General features: G+C 71.2%; 17 protein-coding genes. 16 read left to right on the top strand and 1 reads right to left on the bottom strand.

The window, feature by feature from the left end:
• Positions 1-16: 16 nt before the first annotated feature.
• From ACLJN9_RS04180 to ahcY, 12 genes are all read left to right on the top strand, one after another.
• Positions 17-439 (top strand): YbaB/EbfC family nucleoid-associated protein, encoded by a 423-nt coding sequence (locus ACLJN9_RS04180; RefSeq protein WP_410809672.1) that lies wholly within the window; start codon positions 17-19, stop codon positions 437-439.
• Complete coding sequence (locus tag ACLJN9_RS04175; RefSeq protein ID WP_410809671.1) at positions 436-768, top strand: hypothetical protein; 333 nt, start codon at positions 436-438, stop codon at positions 766-768. The genes ACLJN9_RS04180 and ACLJN9_RS04175 overlap by 4 nt, the downstream gene beginning before the upstream one ends.
• Positions 769-783: 15 nt before the next feature.
• Entirely contained in the window at positions 784-4,680 is a 3,897-nt protein-coding gene (locus ACLJN9_RS04170; protein ID WP_410809670.1) for a toxin glutamine deamidase domain-containing protein, read from the top strand.
• A 15-nt stretch (positions 4,681-4,695) separates the two neighbouring features.
• Positions 4,696-4,998: a hypothetical protein gene (locus ACLJN9_RS04165; protein WP_410809669.1), complete on the top strand. Its 303-nt coding sequence runs from the start codon at positions 4,696-4,698 to the stop codon at positions 4,996-4,998.
• A 285-nt stretch (positions 4,999-5,283) separates the two neighbouring features.
• On the top strand, positions 5,284-5,940 hold the full coding sequence (gene nfi, locus ACLJN9_RS04160; protein ID WP_410810187.1) for a deoxyribonuclease V: 657 nt from the start codon (positions 5,284-5,286) through the stop codon (positions 5,938-5,940).
• Positions 5,941-6,102: 162 nt separating this feature from the next.
• Complete coding sequence (locus ACLJN9_RS04155; protein ID WP_410809668.1) at positions 6,103-7,170, top strand: hypothetical protein; 1,068 nt, start codon at positions 6,103-6,105, stop codon at positions 7,168-7,170.
• A 68-nt stretch (positions 7,171-7,238) separates the two neighbouring features.
• Positions 7,239-8,624, top strand: a complete 1,386-nt coding sequence (locus ACLJN9_RS04150) for a phosphomannomutase/phosphoglucomutase (RefSeq protein ID WP_410809667.1) — start codon at positions 7,239-7,241, stop codon at positions 8,622-8,624.
• 61 nt (positions 8,625-8,685) lie between these two features.
• Entirely contained in the window at positions 8,686-8,871 is a 186-nt protein-coding gene (locus ACLJN9_RS04145) for a Trm112 family protein (protein WP_357008769.1), read from the top strand.
• On the top strand, positions 8,868-10,064 hold the full coding sequence (locus ACLJN9_RS04140; RefSeq protein ID WP_410809666.1) for an SIS domain-containing protein: 1,197 nt from the start codon (positions 8,868-8,870) through the stop codon (positions 10,062-10,064). The genes ACLJN9_RS04145 and ACLJN9_RS04140 overlap by 4 nt, the downstream gene beginning before the upstream one ends.
• A 58-nt stretch (positions 10,065-10,122) precedes the next feature.
• On the top strand, positions 10,123-11,130 hold the full coding sequence (locus ACLJN9_RS04135) for a cation diffusion facilitator family transporter (protein WP_410809665.1): 1,008 nt from the start codon (positions 10,123-10,125) through the stop codon (positions 11,128-11,130).
• Positions 11,131-11,132: 2 nt separating this feature from the next.
• Positions 11,133-12,296, top strand: coding sequence for a mannose-6-phosphate isomerase, class I (gene manA / locus ACLJN9_RS04130; RefSeq protein WP_410809664.1), 1,164 nt, complete (start codon positions 11,133-11,135; stop codon positions 12,294-12,296).
• Between the two features lie 280 nt (positions 12,297-12,576).
• Entirely contained in the window at positions 12,577-14,076 is a 1,500-nt protein-coding gene (gene ahcY / locus ACLJN9_RS04125) for an adenosylhomocysteinase (protein WP_410809663.1), read from the top strand.
• Positions 14,077-14,231: 155 nt separating this feature from the next.
• Here ahcY and ACLJN9_RS04120 read toward each other — a convergent pair whose 3' ends face one another.
• Complete coding sequence (locus ACLJN9_RS04120; protein ID WP_410809662.1) at positions 14,232-14,375, bottom strand: hypothetical protein; 144 nt, start codon at positions 14,373-14,375, stop codon at positions 14,232-14,234.
• Between the two features lie 167 nt (positions 14,376-14,542).
• On the opposite strand from ACLJN9_RS04120, the gene efeU reads away from it, so the two are divergent.
• The 4 genes from efeU to mtrA all read left to right on the top strand — a co-directional run bounded on the left by efeU (position 14,543) and on the right by mtrA (position 18,726).
• A complete protein-coding gene (efeU, locus tag ACLJN9_RS04115; RefSeq protein ID WP_410809660.1) occupies positions 14,543-15,418 on the top strand; it encodes an iron uptake transporter permease EfeU in 876 nt (291 codons plus the stop codon).
• Positions 15,419-15,441: 23 nt separating this feature from the next.
• Entirely contained in the window at positions 15,442-16,575 is a 1,134-nt protein-coding gene (efeO, locus tag ACLJN9_RS04110; protein WP_410809659.1) for an iron uptake system protein EfeO, read from the top strand.
• Between the two features lie 25 nt (positions 16,576-16,600).
• On the top strand, positions 16,601-17,878 hold the full coding sequence (gene efeB / locus ACLJN9_RS04105) for an iron uptake transporter deferrochelatase/peroxidase subunit (protein WP_410809658.1): 1,278 nt from the start codon (positions 16,601-16,603) through the stop codon (positions 17,876-17,878).
• A gap of 158 nt (positions 17,879-18,036) precedes the next feature.
• Positions 18,037-18,726 carry an MtrAB system response regulator MtrA gene (gene mtrA, locus ACLJN9_RS04100; RefSeq protein ID WP_030331519.1) on the top strand — a complete coding sequence of 230 codons (690 nt, stop codon included), beginning with the start codon at positions 18,037-18,039 and terminating at the stop codon, positions 18,724-18,726.
• Positions 18,727-18,737: the final 11 nt, after the last annotated feature.

Below are 18,737 nucleotides of genomic sequence, written 5' to 3'. Positions count from 1 at the left end.
GACGGGAGGAGCGGCGGTGAGCGAACGCCTGGACCGGGACGCCAATCGCGAGTTACGGGCCCGATTCGACGACGTGTACGGGCAGTACCAGCAGCTCAGGTCCGGTTTGGACAGTCTGCGGGGTCGGCTCACCGAGCTGCGGGTGACCCGACGGTCGGCCGACGGGCAGGTCAGCGCCACGGTGGGTGCACGGGGCGAGCTGATAGCCGTCGAGCTGGACCCGGCCGTCTACCGCGACCGAAACGCCGAGACGCTCAGCAGCAAGATCACCGAGACGGTTCGCGCCGCCACGGCCGCCGCCACCGAGGCCACGCGTGAGCTGGTCGCCGAAACCATGCCGGCCGGTTCCGGGTCGGTGGAGTTCCTGCGCACCGGCGACTACGGCGCGCTGCTCGGCCGGGCCGACGCCGTGCTCGGTCGGGGCGAGGGGCCGACATGATCGGTGGTCAGCTCTGGCTCGACCCGCTCCGGGCCCGCCGAGGAGGCGTCGACCTGGCGTTGGCCGGCGAGGCGGTGACGGCCCGCCGTGCGACCGAGGGCGGTGAGATCGAGGCCGCCAGCGGTGCCCGACCGTGGGGCCGCGACGACATCGGTGCCGCGTTCGAGGGGAGCTACCGAGGGTTCGAGCAGACCGTGTTGCGGGCCTGGGCGGGTGTCGGGCAGCGGCTCACCGAGCTTGGCAGCGACGTGGTCCGCGCGGTCGACGCGAGCGTGCAGACCGACGGGGCCAGCGCCGCCCGGTTCGACCGGCCCGCAGACCGGCGCTGACGGACGACCGATCCGATGAGCGTGCTGCCGAGCCCGATTCCGCACCCGCTGGACTACGCACCCTGGGACGTACCCGGCTGGATCTACGAGGCCCTCGACTGGGTGGTCGGTGTCCAGTGGCCGGAGGGGAACGAACGGGCCGTCTGGGACGTCGCCGACCGGTGGTACGGGGTCGCCGCGGTGCTCGCCGGCCCGCAGACCGACGCCGCGGCAGCTGCCGCCGAGATACACAGCGGATACGGCGGCGTCGGGGCGGTCGACGCCGCCTTCGCGGCTGCCTGGCGGGGGATCGCCGAGGGCGACGACGCCCCGCTGCCGGTGCTGCTCGCGATAACCACCGACCTCGGCCGGCTGGTCGAGGAGTGTGGCTGCGACATCGAGGGCGCCAAACTGGAAGTCTGGATCGAGCTGGGCATCCTGGTCGTCGAGCTGCTCGCGCTCGCGGTCGCGGCGCTGCTCACCGCCGGTGCCGCAGCTCCGGCGGCCGGCCCGGCGATCACCGTGACCCGGCTGCTCATCCAGCAGATCATCAAGCGGTTGATGGGCCAGTTGGCCAGCAAGTCCCTCAAGCACGGGCTCAAGGAGGCCGGCGAGCGGGCGGCCAAGGAGGTCGCGCAGGGCGGCGTCCGGGGTCTCGCCAAGCGAGGTGTCCGTGAAGGGCTGGAGGAGGCGGCCGAGGAGGCCGGCATCAGTTTGGCCACCCAGGCGTACCAGAACTCCACCGGGCGTGCGCACGGCGTGGACCTGACCGACCTCGGCGCGTCGGCGGCCGGCGGGCTCGCCGGCGGTGCGGTCGCACCGCTGGCCGGCCTGGGTCGGCACGCGACCGGGCGTGCGGCGCGGGCGGGGGAGCACCTGGGCCGGGAGATGACCGGCGAGATGCTCGCCGAGGGCGCTGCCAGCCTGGCCACCGGCCAGGGCCTGGCCTCGATGGAGGATGCGGTACGGGCCGCCGCGTCAGGTGCCACCGGATCGGCGACCGGCCAGACCGACCACGCCCTGCAGGCCCGGCTCGACACACAGGCAAACGCCCTCGCCGGAGCCTCGCTCGTCGGCCCCTCCATCCCACCGGTTGGCTCGTCGGCGGTGACCTCCTCCGCAACGACCTTTCCGGCAGCGGCCACGGCCGCGGTGATAACAGGGCTTCCGGCGCAGACGGCAGCGGTCGCCGGGGCGGACGTCGTCGCGTCGCCGGCGCTGCCACTCGTCGACGATCCGACATCCCCGGCCCCCGGCGTGCCACACGGAACCGAACTGTCACCACCAACATCGTGGGCCACAAATGAATCGTCGCCGCACCCCCTCATTGCAATGTCCGAGGTGGACGACGCCCCGAGCCGTCTGGGGTCCCCACCCGAGACCGTCGCGTCGTCTGACGGGCCGGGCAATGAGCCCGGTCCGCCTCCGGCGGATCGGCCGGCTGCGTCGCAAACTGCCGCGGCCGATCCCGCGCTCTCCTCAAATCCGGCTGATCTCAGGCTCTCCTCGACTGCCGCCGACCCTGACTTGCTGTCGGTCGCAGCTGATCCCACCCTCTCCTCGGTCACCGCGCCTGTCGTCGGCACCACCGATCCGACCGCCGGGTCGTCGGCCGGTACCGCCACAGGTAATCCCGTCGGCGCGCCGCACGCCGCTACCCCGAGCGCGGGCACCCACGCCGTCACCGCACCCATGCCCCCCGTCGCGTACACCGGTTCCGCGGCCGGCCCAGCGACCAGTGTTCCGATCACGCCCGGTGCTGCTGCTGGCGGGTGGAACGGCACCCCCTCACTTTCGTCCGGCGGACCGGCGGTGGGTCGACCCGCCGTGCCGTTCCGCTCCCCGATCCGCGAGGGGTCCGTGCCGCTGCGCGGGACCGACCACCCGGCTCGCGGGCGCGCGTCGATCCCCGCCGAGGTGGCGGCGCTCGACGACGCTTCGCTCCCCGACTTCGAGAGCAGCGACTGGTACGCCGCCCGCTGGGCCGCCGAAGCGGACGCCGTCGAGCGGCGGCGCTACCAGGGCTACTACGAGTCCCAGCGGACCTGGTTCGAGCACAATCGTCGGGAGGCAGAGGCCGCTCGACTGCGCGGCCAGGCCGCAGAGCACGACCGTCGAGCCGCCGAGTACGCCAGCTACTCCCGGCAGCTGCGCCGAGCCGATCACCCGCGCTGGGCCGACGGCTGGCAGCAGGCCGCCAACGACGAGACACGCGCGTACACCCATTGCCATAACCTGGCTGACGCGGTGCTGGCCGGCACCAGGGCGCCGCGAGTCGTGGACCTCGACGACGCTGCCTTCCGGCAGGCCAACGAGGACGTCGGTGCGCTCGCGCTCGGCGCGGTGGAGACCACCGGTCCGTCCCGGCTCACCGGCGACGACGTTCCCCCAACAATCGACGACTCCCGGCCGTACGGGCAACCCGGCGGGCTGCGTCCACCGCTGGCCCTGCATCAGGTCGACGTCGAACGGCGGATGCCCCGCGAGTCGGACGGCACAATCGTCCGCACCGCGGACCCCCGGCGAGGCGGCTGGTTCCGGCTCCTGAACGACGGTGGCCCCGACGCCGACGCCACCCGGGGCATCAACTGCCTGGACTGCACCCTGTCTCTGTTCGAGACGTGGGTGCACGGGCGGCCACGGGTGTCCGCCCCGCGCACCTTCGACGGCTACCTGGACGGTGACATCCGGCGCCCGATCCGTGGCGAGGCGGGCGGCCCGGGCCGGGTGGAAGATGCGACGGGTGGCCGCTTTCAGCAGCTTCTCGCGCCGCCCACCGGCCAGCGATCGCACCCCGCGCGGACACGGCAGGCCGTCGACCGGGGCTACACCAACTTGCACGACCAGCTGCTGCTGGGAGGCCACGGCAGCTACGCGTTTCTGGTCACCGAGTGGCCCAAGGGAGGCTCGCACGCCTGGGTCGCGCTCAACCAGAACGGCACGGTGCTCTACGTCGATCCGCAGACCGGCCTTGTGGGCGACCGGCCGCTGTACCCCCAGGTGGTCGGCATCGACGCGCTGGTGTTGGACGGCGCCGGCCGGCCGATGCCGCTCGGAGGGCTACCACGGGGGCGGTTCAGCGAGCGTCCCGACCTGCCGGATCACCCGCCGGCGCACGACGGCGGCGGCCACGGCGACCCGTACATCAACCGTATGCACCTGCTCCTGGACGGGCCGGGGTCTGCCTCCGATGCGGGCGGCCCAACCAATACGGGCGGCGCGCAGATCGAAGCGCTGGGCGACGTCGGCTGGCAGACCGCCGGCACATTCCTACCCGAGGACGAATCTGGCCGCCGGCTGGAGCCAAAGCACTGTGAGTTTCTGGGGATCACCCCTGATGCGGTCCTGGCCTGGGCCGATAGGTCTGCGCCCCTCGGGGCTACCCGGGAGGAGTTCGCGGCGATGAAGACCGACCTTTTCGAGGCATTGCGGCAGGAAGGCCTTGACCTGTCGACCGTCGATATTCGCCTGCAAGGTTCGTCGGCCCACTTCTTCTCGGGCCCACACAAGCACATCCCGACGGAGTTCGAGTTGCGTGACGACCCGGAGGCGCTGGCGCGTCTGCGTGGCTGGGCTCAGGGGTCGCCGCTTCCCCGGCGTCGGCCCTTCGACGCCATGCGTCGCCTCGGGCTGGAAGAACCGAGTGACTACGACTTCCAGATCTCCTCGGACGAAATGGTTGAGCGGGCTCGACAACATGCGGCTGAGAAATACCCTGGCCTGCGTGTGGTTAATGCCAGCTACGGGTTCGTGACCAGGAAGGTGGCGAGGGAATGCTTTCCTCACGTTTTCGAGTGGGCCGATCGGTACAGGGGTGATTTGCGCCGTGACGTCGTACCGGCAATTTTCCCTGGCGGCGGGCCACCGACCCGTTCTGAAACCGGAGTTTCATCTCATTTTCGAGACTCGGACTGGATTGTGAGGGAAGGGTGAATGTCAGGTAGCTGGGTGATCATTCTGACGGGAAGCCTGAGTCATTTCACCCTGGATCAGCTGCGGTCGGCGCTCGGTCTGGGCGCGGTCGGGCGGCTTGGTGACGACTGGGATGAGCTGTTCGGTGAGGCTAAGCGGACAGTCTCCGGAGCATCGGCGAACGTCGAGTTGTGGCGAGACGTGGACAGCCATGTTTGGCGCATCGACGTCGAGGTGGCAGGGGACCCTCCCGACTCCGACGTCCAGAGCCTGTTGACCGCAGTCAGGGCAGAGGTCGAAGCGGCAGGTGTGCAGATTGCCTCGGTATTCCGTCGTTAGTAGGCGGCGAATCGCATGCCGTGCGGCCGGCGATCCGACGCGAACCCCGATGCAGCGAAGCCGGAGCACGCAACTGTTGCGCGCATGACTCGAGGGGAGGGGGTCGGTGTTGACCGAAGGGTTGGACGCTCGGTTGGTGCGGGCGCAGGCGCGTTACGAAATGGCGGTCCTCGGCGGCGACGCGAAGCCTCTGGACGAGGCGGACCGGGATCTCGCGGCGCTGGACGCGGATCGAGTGCCTCATGGCTTGAGGCAGCGGAGGTGGGGGTGGGGGTGGGGGTGGGGGTGCCGGACGGTGTTGCGGAGGCGGTGGCCGTACAGGAGCAGTTGCGGCCGCTGGTCGACCTGGTCGGGCCGGGGCCGGTCGCGCCGGCGACGGTGGCCGGCCTCGACGTCGCGTACGCGCAGAGTGATGACCTCCTCGCGGCGGCCGTGACCGTGCTGGACGCCCGGACGCTGGCCGTGGTGGATTCCGCGGTCAGCGTGGGTCGGCCGGCGTTCGGGTACGTGCCGGGGCTTTTCGCCTTCCGGGAGATGCCCGCGCTGCTCGCGGCGCTGGGCCGGCTGACCACCCGCCCGGATCTGCTGGTCTGTGACGGGCACGGGTTGGCCCATCCGCGCCGGTTCGGGCTGGCCTGCCACCTGGGGGTGGTCACCGGGCTGCCGGCGATCGGGGTGGGCAAGACGCCGCTGGTCGGGACGTGGGATCCGCCGCCCGGCGAGCGGGGTGCCTGGTCACCGCTGCGCGACGGCGGCGAGGTCGTCGGCCGGGTGCTGCGGACCCGGGACGGGGTGAAGCCGGTCTTCGTCAGCATCGGGCACCGGATGAGCCTGGGAAACGCCACCGCGCAGGTGCTCGCCCTGACGCCGCGGTACCGCCTGCCGGAGACCACCCGTACCGCCGACCGGCTCTGCCGGGACGCGCTCGCCGCTGCGCGCTAGCCCGGGGTGGCCGGCGCCGCGGAGATGGTCGCAGCAGGTCCGCTGGCTGGGCCGCAAACCGTAACGACGCACACATCCGGGGCGCTCTATGACCGGGGGTGGGGGTGGGCCGGTAGTAGCCTGACCCGCGAACCCCACCCGGGGAGGAACGGCGAGGTGATCATGACAGTACGTCGGCGCGCAGCACGGCTCGCGGCGGTCTGCGCTCTGGTGGGCGGCGTGGTGATGCTCGGTGCGTCGCCGGCGCTGGCCGACGACGACTCGGTCCGGGTGGGTGCGGCCAGTAGCTTCGCCGCCGGCGGCTCGGCGCAGGGGGTGAACGTCGCGGTGCGTAAGCGCTCCGACGGGTGCGTCCTGCTGCGTACCGCCCTGGGTCTGCGCCTTGAAGGTCTCCAGCCGGACCAGGTGACGGTGCAGGTGAATGCTGGTGGGGCATGGTTCCCAGTGACCGTTTCCGGCGGTGACGGCGGCGTGGCGACGGGCCAGACCTCGCCGGCGAAGCCGACCCTCTGTAGGGGCAAGGGCATCACCGTGCGCTACCGGGTGGCGTTCGCCGCCGGTGCTCCGGCTGGTCGGCTCGTGGTGACCGGCGGTGCCGCCAGTGCGGCCGGCCAGGAGTTGGGTCGGGGGTCTGACACGTCGAGGGTGACCGGCGCACGAGTCTCCGCGTCGCCCACCCCGACCCCTTCGAAGAAGCCGTCGCCCACCCCGAGCGTGGTCACGACCGAGGCCGCGCCGGCCGCTGCCCCGGTGAACCCGGCCGCTCTGGAGGGCGCGCCCGGCACCACGGCGGCCGCCGCCGGATCGGCCGGCGGTGGTGGTGTCGGCTCACCGGTGATGTTCTTCGGCATCGCCATGGTGGTGGTCGGGTTGCTGCTCATCGTCCTGCTGTTGCGTCGTTCGCGGCAGGACCGGACGCCGACCGACGCCGCGTCGGGGCCGCTCCCGGGCAACCCCGGTGGCACCACGTACCGCTCCGGGGGTGGGTCGCCGGCCGCGCCCAGTCCCGCCGGCCAGGTGTACGGCCAGCAGTCGTCACCCGACGGCTTCGGCGTGCCCCTGCCCCGGCCCGCGACGGGCGGGGTCTACGGGGCGCGCCCGGCCGGTCCCTCGTCGGCGCCGGACGCGACGCAGCCGATGCCGGGCAGTCCACCCGCTCGGCCGCTGCCCGGCGACCCGCCCGCCGACGGCGGCGAGCACACCGTGTTCATGCCCCGACTGCCCGGCTGAGCGGGGACCGACCTCGTCCCTCCGATACGCTCAGGTTCGGTGGAACCTGCGGCCAAGGAGCGGAAATAGTGTCTGATCTGTCCCAGATCGTGAAGGCGTACGACGTCCGAGGGACGGTGCCGGACCAGTGGGACGAGCGGGTCGCCGAGGCGCTCGGAGCCGCATTCACTCAACTGCTCAACGCCACCGACGAGCCGGGCGACGCGGTCGTCGTCGGGTACGACATGCGGGCCACGTCGCCCGGGTTGGCCGCCGCCTTCGCGGCCGGCGTCCGGGCCGAGGGGCGCTCGGTGATCGAGATCGGGCTCGCCTCCACCGATCTGCTCTACTTCGCCTCCGGTTCGCTCGACCTGCCCGGTGCGATGTTCACCGCGAGTCACAACCCTGCTCAGTACAACGGCATCAAGATGTGTCGCTCCGGTGCCCGGCCGATCGGCCAGGACAGCGGATTGGCGGAGATCCGGGAGCGGGCTCAGGCGCTGGTGGACTCGGGCGCTTCCCGTCCGGCCGGCGAGCCGACCCGCCCGGCCGAGCAGCGGGACCTGCTCCCCGACTACGCCGCCTACCTGCGCAAACTGGTCGACCTCTCCGGCATCCGGCCGCTGAAGGTGGTGGTCGACGCCGGCAACGGGATGGGTGGCTTCACCGTCCCCACCGTGCTGGGCGACGCCGCCCTGTCGGCCCTGCCGCTGGAGATCGTGCCGCTCTACTTCGAACTGGACGGGACCTTCCCCAACCACGAGGCCAATCCACTGGACCCGGCGAACCTGGTCGACCTCCAGCGTGCCGTGGTCGAGCACGGTGCCGACATCGGGTTGGCCTTCGACGGGGACGCCGACCGGTGCTTCGTGGTGGACGAGCGCGGTGAGCCGGTGTCGCCGTCGGCGATCACCGCACTGGTCGCCGCACGTGAGCTGGCCAAGCACCCGGGTTCCACGGTGATCCACGGTGTGATCACCTCCAGCGCGGTTGCGGAGATCATCCGTGAGCACGGTGGGAAGCCGGTGGTCGCCCGGGTCGGGCACTCCTTCATCAAGGCGGAGATGGCCCGGACCAACGCCGTCTTCGGCGGCGAGCACTCCGCGCACTACTACTTCCGGGACTTCTGGTTCGCCGACACCGGGATGCTCGCCGCGATGCACACCCTGGCCGCGCTCGGTGAGCAGTCACTGCCGCTCTCCGTGCTGGCCGGCGAGTACGAGCGCTACATCGCCTCCGGTGAGATCAACTCGACGGTCGGCGACCAGGCGGCGGCGGTGGCCGAGGTGCGGGCCGCGTACCCCGATGCGACCGTCGACGAGATGGACGGGCTCACGCTGCGTTTCCCCGACGGCGCCTGGTTCAACCTGCGCGCCTCCAACACGGAGCCGCTGCTGCGGCTCAACGTCGAGGCACCCACCCGCGAGCGGATGGTCTCGCTCCGGGACGAGGTGCTCGGCCGCGTTCGCCGATAAGATCGCCTGCGCCGGTCGGCACCGCCGCCGGTAAAGCCGCACACGTGGAAGGAGCCGTGCCATGGCCCTGGATCCGCAGTTGCTCGAGATTCTCGCCTGTCCGGACACGCACCACGCCCCGCTCACCTACGACGCCGAGGCGCAGACGCTGACTTGCACGGAGTGCGGCCGGATCTTCGAGATCCGTGACGACGTGCCGGTGCTGCTGCTCGACGAGGCGCGCGGCGGCCCCGGGCAGTCGTCATGATCGACGGTTCGGCCGGGGTCAGCGGACGTCGTGACGCCGACGAGGCCCTCCTCGACAACCCGGAGGCCCTGGCCGAGCAGGACCCGGGCGGCATGCTCCGGCACACCGCCTCGGCGGGAGCGCAGGTCCGCGAGACGGCCGCCCTGGCCGCCGAGGCGAACCTCGCGGTGCTCGCCGATGACGGGCGGCCCCGTGCCGTGGTGATCGCCGGCATCGGCACCGCCGGGCGTACCGGCGACGTGCTGGCCACGGTGGCCGGGCCGCGCTGCCCGGTTCCGGTCATCGCGCACCGCAGCGCTGGCGTACCCGGTTGGGTGGGCGCGGCCGACGTGGTGATCGCGGTGAGTGCCTCCGGTCGTAGCCCGGAAGCACTCGGCGCCGCCGAGGCGGCGCACCGGCGTGGCGCCCGGCTGGTCGCGGTGGGTGCCCCCGACTCGCAGTTGCAGTCGGTCGCCGAGCGGGCCCGGGCACCCTTCATCCCGGTGCCCCGGCGCGCGCCGGCGCGGGCCAGCCTCTGGGCGCTCACCGTGCCGGTCCTGCTCGCCGCCCGTTCCCTCGGGCTGGTGAAGGTCAACGAGGCGGATCTCGCCGAGACCGCGGCCCGGCTCGACGCGGACGCCGACCGCTGCCGCTCCGCCGCGGAGTCCTTCGTCAACCCGGCGAAGTCGCTGGCCCTGGGTCTGGCCGGCTCGATCCCGATCGTCTGGGGCTCGTCCCCGTTGGCGACCGTGGCGGCCCGCCGGTTTGGCGACACCCTGTCGGCCAACGCCCGCTACCCGGTGGTCACCGGGGCGCTCGGTGAGGCCGGCCGGGGCCGTGTCGGCCTGCTGGACGGCGTCTTCGGTGGGCTGGCCGAGGGGGAACGCGACATCTTCGCCGACCGGGCGGAGGACGACGGCGACGGCACCCGGCTGCGGCTCGTGCTGCTGCGCGACGGCGGGCTCAACGCCGAGGACGACACCGACGAACCGCTCGCCGTCGAGGAGCGCCGCGCGGACGCGGTGCAGACCCTGGCCGAGCGCCGCGGTGTCCGGTGCGACGTCGTGACCGCCGAGGGTGGCTCAGCGCTGGAGCGGTTGGCGTCGCTGATCGCCGTGCCGGACTTCGCCTCGATCTACCTTGCCCTGGCCCACGGGCTGGACCCGATGGCCGTCCCGGCCATCACCGAAATGAAGGAGCTGTCGAACCAGTGAACGGACGCAATGGGCGGCGCGGCACGCGCGAAGTTGTGCGGCGGCGCGGAGTGATGGCGTGAGCGCCAACGGCGGGACCAAGGCGATCGTCGCCGCCCTGCTGGCCAACGTCGGCATCGCCGTCACCAAGTTCGTCGCGTTCCTGCTGACCGGCTCGTCGTCGATGCTGGCCGAGTCGATCCACTCGGTCGCCGACTCCGGCAATCAGGGCCTGCTGCTGCTGGGCGGCAAGCGGGCGAAGCGGGCGGCCACCCCGGAGCACCCGTTCGGGTACGGCCGGGAGCGCTACATCTACGCGTTCATCGTGTCGATCGTGCTGTTCAGCCTCGGTGGGCTGTTCGCCCTCTACGAGGCGTACCACAAGTGGCACGACCCGCACGGGATCGACAACTGGCAATGGGTGCCGGTCGTGGTGCTGGTGGCCGCGATCGCCATGGAGTCGTTCTCCTTCCGGACGGCGATCAAGGAGTCCAACCACATCCGGGGCAACGAGTCCTGGGTTCGCTTCATCCGTCGGGCCAAGGCACCGGAGCTGCCGGTGGTGCTGCTGGAGGACTTCGGCGCGCTGGTCGGTCTGGTCTTCGCACTCTTCGGTGTCGGGATGACGCTGGCGACCGGCAACGGAAAGTGGGACGCCGCCGGCACCGCGATGATCGGCATCCTGCTGGTGGTCATCGCCATCGTGCTGGCCATCGAGACCAAGAGCCTCCTGCTGGGTGAGGGTGCCGAGCCGAAGGACCTGGCGGCCATCGAGCGGGCCGTCACCGAGGGTCCCGAGGTGGAGCGGATCATCCACATGAAGACGCTCTATCTGGGGCCGGAGGAGCTGATGGTGGCCGCGAAGATCGCGGTGCCGACCTGCGAGAACGCCCATGACGTGGCCCGGGGCATCAACGCCGTGGAAGCGCGGATCCGTTCGGCGGTGCCGATCGCCCGGGTGATCTACCTGGAGCCCGACATCTACAGTGCCGCCGCCGCCGAGGCCGGCACCGGTGCCGCCGCCGACACCGCCGTGCCGCAGTCGCAGGACGTGTCGGACGAGACGGCCGGACGGCCCGGGCGCTGACGGTGGACCTGCTGTACGGACCGATCCGGGACTACGCCTGGGGGTCGCGCTCCGCGATCGCCCTGCTGCAGGGCCGGCCGGTACCCAGCGCCGGCCCGGAGGCGGAGCTGTGGCTCGGTGCCCATCCGGGCGCACCGGCCAGCATCGAGCGGGCCGGTTCCCGGGTCAGCCTCTGCGACCTGGTGCGAGACGAGCCGGGGCAGTGGCTCGGCCGGCGGGTCTCGGATCGGTTCGGCAACCGGCTGCCGTTCCTGCTGAAGGTGCTCGCCGCCGACGCTCCGCTGAGCCTGCAGGCCCACCCGGACGCCGAACAGGCCCGGGCGGGCTACGCGGCCGAGGCGGGTCGACCGCCGCAGGAGCGCAACTACTCCGACCCGTACCACAAGCCGGAGCTGCTGGTGGCGCTCACGCCGTTCGAGGCGTTGTGCGGTTTCCGGGACCCGGCGGAGTCGGCCGAGTCGCTCGACAGGTTCGGCGTACCGGCGTTGGCGCCGGTGGTCGCCGCGTTGCGGACCGGGCCGGCGGGGCTGCGTACGGCGGTCCGGACACTGCTCGGCTGGCCGGTCGCGGAGCGCGCCGGGTTGCTGGGTGCCGTGCTGGCGGCGTCGACGGCCGGCCCGGACGCGGAGCTGGCCCACCGGCTGGCTCTCGCCTACCCGGAGGACCCGGGCGTGCTGGTGGCGCTGCTGCTGCACCACCTGCGGCTGGCGCCGGGGGAGGCGATCTGGATGCCTGCGGGCAACCTGCACGCCTACCTGAGCGGCTGCGGCGTGGAGATCATGGCGGCCAGCGACAACGTGCTGCGCGGTGGTTTGACCCCGAAGCACGTGGACGTCGACGAGTTGCTGCGGGTGCTGCGTTTCGAGGTGCTCGACGATCCGGTGCGGGTCGCCGAGTCGGTCGGGCCGGGTGTGGACTGCTGGCCGGTGCCGGTGGACGACTTCGCGCTGCACCGGGTGCGGGTCTCCGCGGGGGTGCCGTCGGTCACGTTGTCGCTGCCCGGTCCCCGGGTGGTGCTCTGCGGCGCCGGCACGATCACGGCGGACGACGGGGCTGGCGCGCTGACGCTGGCCTCCGGCCAGGCGGGAATCGGGACCGCGGCCGGGCAGCCGCTGCGGATCAGCGGCAGCGGTGAGGCGTACGTGGCCACCGCTGGACTGCGGTGACGTCGACCCAGAGCCGCGACACAAGTCCGACTTTCCCGGAATAGCTTGACGTGGTCTTCGCTGAGTGTGACTATATGAGTACGCAGCGTTATCGCGACGACGGTCCGACAACGTGCGGGGAACCAAACCGGGGGGATGCACGGGGCGGGCGGGACGTGGGCGGGTTTTTCCGTCCATCACCGACCGCCCCGTGCGCTGTCCGCCGACCGTCTCCCGGTGCGCGTCGCCGGCGCGCGTAAGGTGGAAGGTCGGCGCAGACATCGTTCGACAGGAGCTTTCCATGACCAGCACCCTCCCGGCATCCCCCAGCGGCGTGCCGTCCGAGGCCCGGCCGAGCACCCTCGCCGAGGGCGACTTCAAGGTGGCGGATCTGTCGCTCGCCGAGTTCGGGCGCAAGGAGATCCAGCTCGCCGAACACGAGATGCCCGGTCTGATGTCGATCCGCCGGGAGTTCGCCCAGGCGCAGCCGCTCGCCGGCGCGCGGATCACCGGCTCGCTGCACATGACGATCCAGACCGCCGTGCTGATCGAGACGCTGGCCGCCCTCGGCGCGCAGGTGCGCTGGGCGTCCTGCAACATCTTCTCCACCCAGGACCACGCCGCCGCGGCGATCGTCGTCGGCCCGGACGGCACCCCCGAGGCCCCCGCCGGCATCCCGGTCTACGCCTGGAAGGGCGAGACCCTGCCGGAGTACTGGTGGTGCACCGAGAAGGCTCTGACCTGGCCCGACGCTGCTGGTCCCAACATGATCCTGGACGACGGCGGCGACGCCACCCTGCTGGTGCACAAGGGCGCCGAGTTCGAGCAGGCCGGAGCCGTCCCGCCGGTCGAGTCCGCCGACTCCGAGGAGTATGCGGTCATCCTCGAACTGCTGCACCGCTCGCTCGGCGAGGATGGTCAGCGTTGGACCCGGGCCGCCGCCGAGATCAAGGGCGTCACCGAGGAGACCACCACCGGCGTGCACCGGCTCTACGAGATGCACCGCGCCGGCGGCCTGCTCTTCCCGGCCATCAACGTCAACGACTCGGTCACCAAGAGCAAGTTCGACAACAAGTACGGCACCCGGCACTCGCTGATCGACGGCATCAACCGGGCCACCGACGTGCTGATCGGCGGCAAGATGGCGGTCGTGCTCGGCTACGGCGACGTGGGCAAGGGCTGCGCCGAGTCGTTGCGCGGCCAGGGCGCACGGGTCGTGGTGACCGAGGTGGACCCGATCTGCGCGTTGCAGGCCGCGATGGACGGCTACCAGGTCGCCACCCTGGACGACGTGGTCGGGCAGGCGGACATCTTCATCACCGCCACCGGCTGCTTCGACGTCATCACCAACGAGCACATGGCCCGGATGAAGCACCAGGCCATCGTCGGCAACATCGGCCACTTCGACAACGAGATCGACATGGCCGGCCTGGCCAAGCGCTCGGACGTCGAGCGGGTCAACATCAAGCCGCAGGTCGACCTGTGGCGTTTCGCCGACGGGCACGCCGTCATCGTCCTGTCCGAGGGTCGCCTGCTCAACCTGGGCAATGCCACCGGGCACCCGAGCTTCGTCATGTCGAACTCGTTCGCCAACCAGACGATCGCGCAGATCGAGCTGTTCACCAAGACCGAGGAATACCCGATCGGCGTCTACGTGCTGCCCAAGCACCTGGACGAGAAGGTGGCGCGGCTGCACCTGGGCGCGCTCGGCGCCAAGCTGAGCACGCTGACCAAGGAGCAGGCCGCCTACCTGGGTGTCTCCACCGAGGGTCCGTTCAAGCCAGACCACTACCGCTACTGAGCCCCGCTCCTCGTTCCGCGCAGAGCCCGTCGCCGTCGGCGACGGGCTCTGTCCACGTCGATCTAGGGCATATCGTCGTGACTTGATCTCCCCCCACAGTGATACGCCCTGGATCGACGATCAGTGGGGCGCAGGGGAGGGGGCGGGGGTGGGGGTTAGGGGCGGGTGGGGCGGAACCACGTCCATGCGCACCAGGCCAGCCAGCCGAGCGACACGAGGGTGGCCAGTGGCCGTAGGTGCAGTGCGCTGAGCAGCAGCACCACGGCCAGCACCGTCAGCCACGGCAGGAATCCCTTCACGGCGGGGATCCTTCCACAGCGGGACGGCACCCGGCTGATCGTCGTTCGGCCGCGGACCCTCGCGGACCAGTGACCTTGTCATGAACGACTTGACGAGTGCTCTGAACTGGAGGAAGGTATGGCTGCCCTAAGTTAGCTGAGGCATTCCTCATGATCTCGGAGCTCCGATGTTCGCCACCTATCTGATCGGTCTGCGGGAGGGCCTGGAAGCGACCCTGGTGGTCAGCATCCTCGTTGCCTTCCTGGTGAAGTCGCAACGCCGGGACCGGTTGCCCCAGGTCTGGGCGGGCGTCGGCCTCGCGGTGGCGCTCTCGGTCCTCTTCGGTTGGTTGATCGAGTACACGTCGACCACGCTGCTCGCCGACTACAAGGACCGCGAGCTGTTCGAGGCGATCACCTCCGTCGCCGCCGTGGTCTTCGTCACCTGGATGATCTTCTGGATGCGTCGGGCCGCTCGGACCATCGCCGGTGAGCTGCGCGGCAAGCTCACCGAGGCCCTGGCCGTCGGGTCCCTCGCGGTCGCCGGGATGGCCTTCCTCGCTGTGGTCCGGGAAGGCCTGGAGACCGCCCTGATCTTCTACTCGGCGGCCCAGGGCGCGTCCGGCGACAGCGGGCCGTTGCTCGCGCTCATCGGCGGCATCGTGACCGCCGTGGTGATCGGCGTGCTGCTCTACGCCAGCGCCCTGCGGATCAACCTCAGCAAGTTCTTCACCTGGACCGGCGCGCTGTTGATCCTGGTCGCCGCCGGCATCCTCAAGTACGGCGTGCACGACTTCCAGGAGGCCGGCGTCCTGCCCGGCCTGAACGACCTGGCCTTCGACATCACCAGCACGCTGGACCCGAGCACCTGGTACGCCGCACTGCTCGCCGGCATGTTCAACGTGACCCCCGCACCCACCGTGCTGGAGACGATCGCCTGGATCGCGTACGCCGTGCCGGTCCTCGCGCTCTTCCTGCGTCCCGCCACCACCGCGCGCGGGGCCGACACCACCACCGACACCGGCACCGAGGCCGAGGCGGCGACCACGCCGCAGCGTGCCTGACCCCACGAGGAGAGACAGCTCAGATGCGTACCACCCGATTCTTCGCGCTGGCTGCCGCCGGCGTGCTGGCGACTGCCGGTGTTGCCGCGTGTTCCGATTCCGAGAAGGGTGACCCGACCGCGGCCGGCGGCCCGATCGCGGTCAAGGCCACCGACACCGCCTGTGAGGTCGGTAGCACCGACCTGGGTGCCGGAACCGCCAACTTCAAGATCACCAACTCCGGTGCCAAGGTGACGGAGTTCTACGTGTACGCCTCCGGCGACCGGGTGATGGGCGAGGTCGAGAACATCGCTCCCGGTCTGAGCCGCGAGCTGCACGTGGAGCTTCCGGCCGGCACCTACGAGACGGCCTGCAAGCCGGGGATGAGCGGCAAGGGCATCCGGGGTGCGCTCAAGGTCAGCGGGTCGGCCGAGCCGCTGACCGCCGACGCCGCGCTGGCCGACGCCACCGACAACTACCAGCGGTACGTCAAGAGCCAGACCAGCGCGCTGCTGGAGAAGACCGAGGAGTTCGTGGTCGCGGTCAAGGCTGGCGACGTGGCGAAGTCCAAGGCGCTCTTCCCGGTCGCCCGCACCTACTGGGAGCGGATCGAGCCGGTGGCCGAGATCTTCGGCGACCTCGACCCCAAGATCGACGGCCGCGAGGAGGTCATCGAGGAGGGGATGGAGTTCACCGGCTTCCACCGGATCGAGAAGGACCTCTGGCAGTCCGGCGACATCAGCAAGGACGGCCCGATCGCCGACCGGTTGCTGGTCGATGTCAAGGAGATCGTGGCCAAGGCCAACGCCGAGAAACTCTCCCCGCTCCAGCTCGCCAACGGTGCCAAGGAGTTGCTCGACGAGGTGGCCAGCGGCAAGATCACCGGCGAGGAGGACCGCTACTCGCACACCGACCTGTGGGACTTCGCCGCCAACCTGGAAGGGTCCAAGGCCGCCGTTTCCGCCCTCCGGCCCGCACTCGAGCAGCGCTCGCCGGAGCTGGTCAAGCAACTGGACACCGAGTTCACGAACGTCGAAGGGCTGCTCGGCAAGCACCGCGCCGGCGACGGGTGGAAGCTGCACACCGCGCTGAGCAAGGCCGAGCTCAAGGAGCTGTCCGACGGCATCAACGCGCTCGCCGAGCCGATCAGTAAGGTCGCCGCGGTCGTCGCCAGGTGACCGGACGTCAGGAAGGGTCGAGTCGATGAGTGGGAGCAGGTTGACCCGGCGGCGAGCGATCACGCTCGCCGGTGCCGGGGTGGCGGGAGTCGCCGGGGTGGCGGCCGGTGCGGGCGCGTTGATCAGCGGTTCCCGCGACCCGGCAGCGGCCAGCGGTCATCCGGCCGGGGCGGTGCCGTTCCACGGCGAGCACCAGGCCGGCATCGTGACCCCGGCCCAGGATCGGTTGCATTTCGTCGCCTTCGACGTGATCACCAAGGACCGGGCCAGGCTCGTCGAGCTGCTCCAGGAGTGGACGGCCGCCGCCGCGCGGATGACCGCCGGGCGCGACGCCGGGGTCCTCGGCGCTGTCGGCGGCGTGCCCGAGGCCCCGCCGGACGACACCGGTGAGGCCCTCGGCCTGCCCCCCTCGCAGCTCACCCTGACGATCGGCTTCGGGCCGACGCTGTTCCGTGACGCCGACGGCCGGGACCGGTTCGGCATCGCCGACCGGCGCCCGGCGGCCCTGGCCGAGTTGCCGAAGTTCCCCGGCGACGCGTTGCAGCCGCAGCTCTCCGGCGGTGACCTCTGCGTGCAGGCCTGCGCCAACGACCCGCAGGTCGCGGTGCACGCGATCCGCAACCTGGCCCGGATGGGCATGGGTGTGGTGAGTGTCCGCTGGTCGCAGCTCGGGTTCGGCCGTACCTCGTCGACCTCCCGCGACCAGGCCACGGCGCGCAACCTGTTCGGCTTCAAGGACGGCACCGCCAACCTCAAGGCCGAGGATTCCGCCCTGCTGCGCGACCAGTTGTGGGTGGCTCAGGGCGACGGACCGGACTGGATGGCCGGCGGGTCGTACCTGGTCAGCCGCAAGATCCGGATGCTCGTGGAGACCTGGGACCGGACCTCGCTGGCCGAGCAGGAGGAGATCGTCGGTCGGACCAAGGGCAGCGGTGCGCCGCTGGGCAGGGCCGACGAGTTCGACGAGCCGGATTTCGCCGCACGGGGGGCCGACGGGCAGCCGGTGATCGCCGAGCACGCCCACGTCACGCTGGCGCACCCCAGTCGGAACGACGGCGCCCGCCTGCTGCGCCGGGGCTACAACTTCGTCGACGGCTCGGACGGCCTCGGCCGGCTCGACGCGGGCCTGTTCTTTCTCGCCTACCAGCGGGATCCGCGGCGGCAGTTCGTGCCGATCCAGACCCAACTGGCCCGGCACGACGTCATGAACGAATACCTTCGGCACGTCTCCAGTGGCGTCTTCGCCTGCCCGCCCGGGGTGCGCGACGGCGGGGACCACTGGGGGCGGGCACTCTTCGGCTGACCCCCGTTCCCGATGACGACAGCGCGACCTGCCGGAGGTAGCGGTGGCGCCGAGCCGCGCCGAGGGGGGATCATGGTGGCAGCCCGCCTGCCGGCGGCGCTGTCCGTGCCGATTGACGCCGGTCCCACCGAACTGAACGAGGATGCAATATTAATCCCATGAGAGCCCGGGTACTCGTGGTCGACGACGACCCCGCACTCGCCGAGATGCTCGGCATCGTGCTGCGCAGCGAAGGCTTCCTGCCCTCGTTCGTGGCCGACGGCGAACGGGCGTTGGCGGCGTTCCGCGACAGCCGCCCCGACATCGTCCTCCTCGATCTGATGCTGCCCGGGATGAGCGGCATCGATGTGGCCCGGTCGATCCGGGCCGAGTCCGGCGTGCCGATCGTCATGCTGACGGCCAAGAGCGACACCGTCGACGTGGTGCTCGGCCTCGAGTCCGGCGCCGACGACTACGTGGTCAAGCCGTTCAAGCCCAAGGAGTTGGTGGCCCGGATGCGGGCCCGGCTGCGTCGTGGCGAGGACGTGGCACCGGAGATGCTGACCATCGGGCCGCCCGACAACCAGATCACCATCGACGTGCCCGCGCACACGGTCAGCCGCAACGACGAGGAAGTGAAACTGACCCCGCTGGAGTTCGACCTGCTGGTCGCGCTCGCCCGTAAGCCGCGTCAGGTCTTCACTCGCGAGGTGCTGTTGGAGCAGGTCTGGGGCTATCGGCACGCGGCCGACACCCGGCTGGTCAACGTGCACGTGCAGCGGCTACGCGCCAAGATCGAGCCGGACCCGGAGCGGCCGGAAATCATCCTGACCGTGCGGGGCGTGGGCTACAAGGCGGGGACCGGATAGCCTGGTCACAC

It is taken from the genome of Micromonospora sp. 067-2, from assembly GCF_046549295.1.
GTDB lineage: Bacteria > Actinomycetota > Actinomycetes > Mycobacteriales > Micromonosporaceae > Micromonospora.
This window is presented reverse-complemented; position numbering and strand designations above follow the sequence as displayed.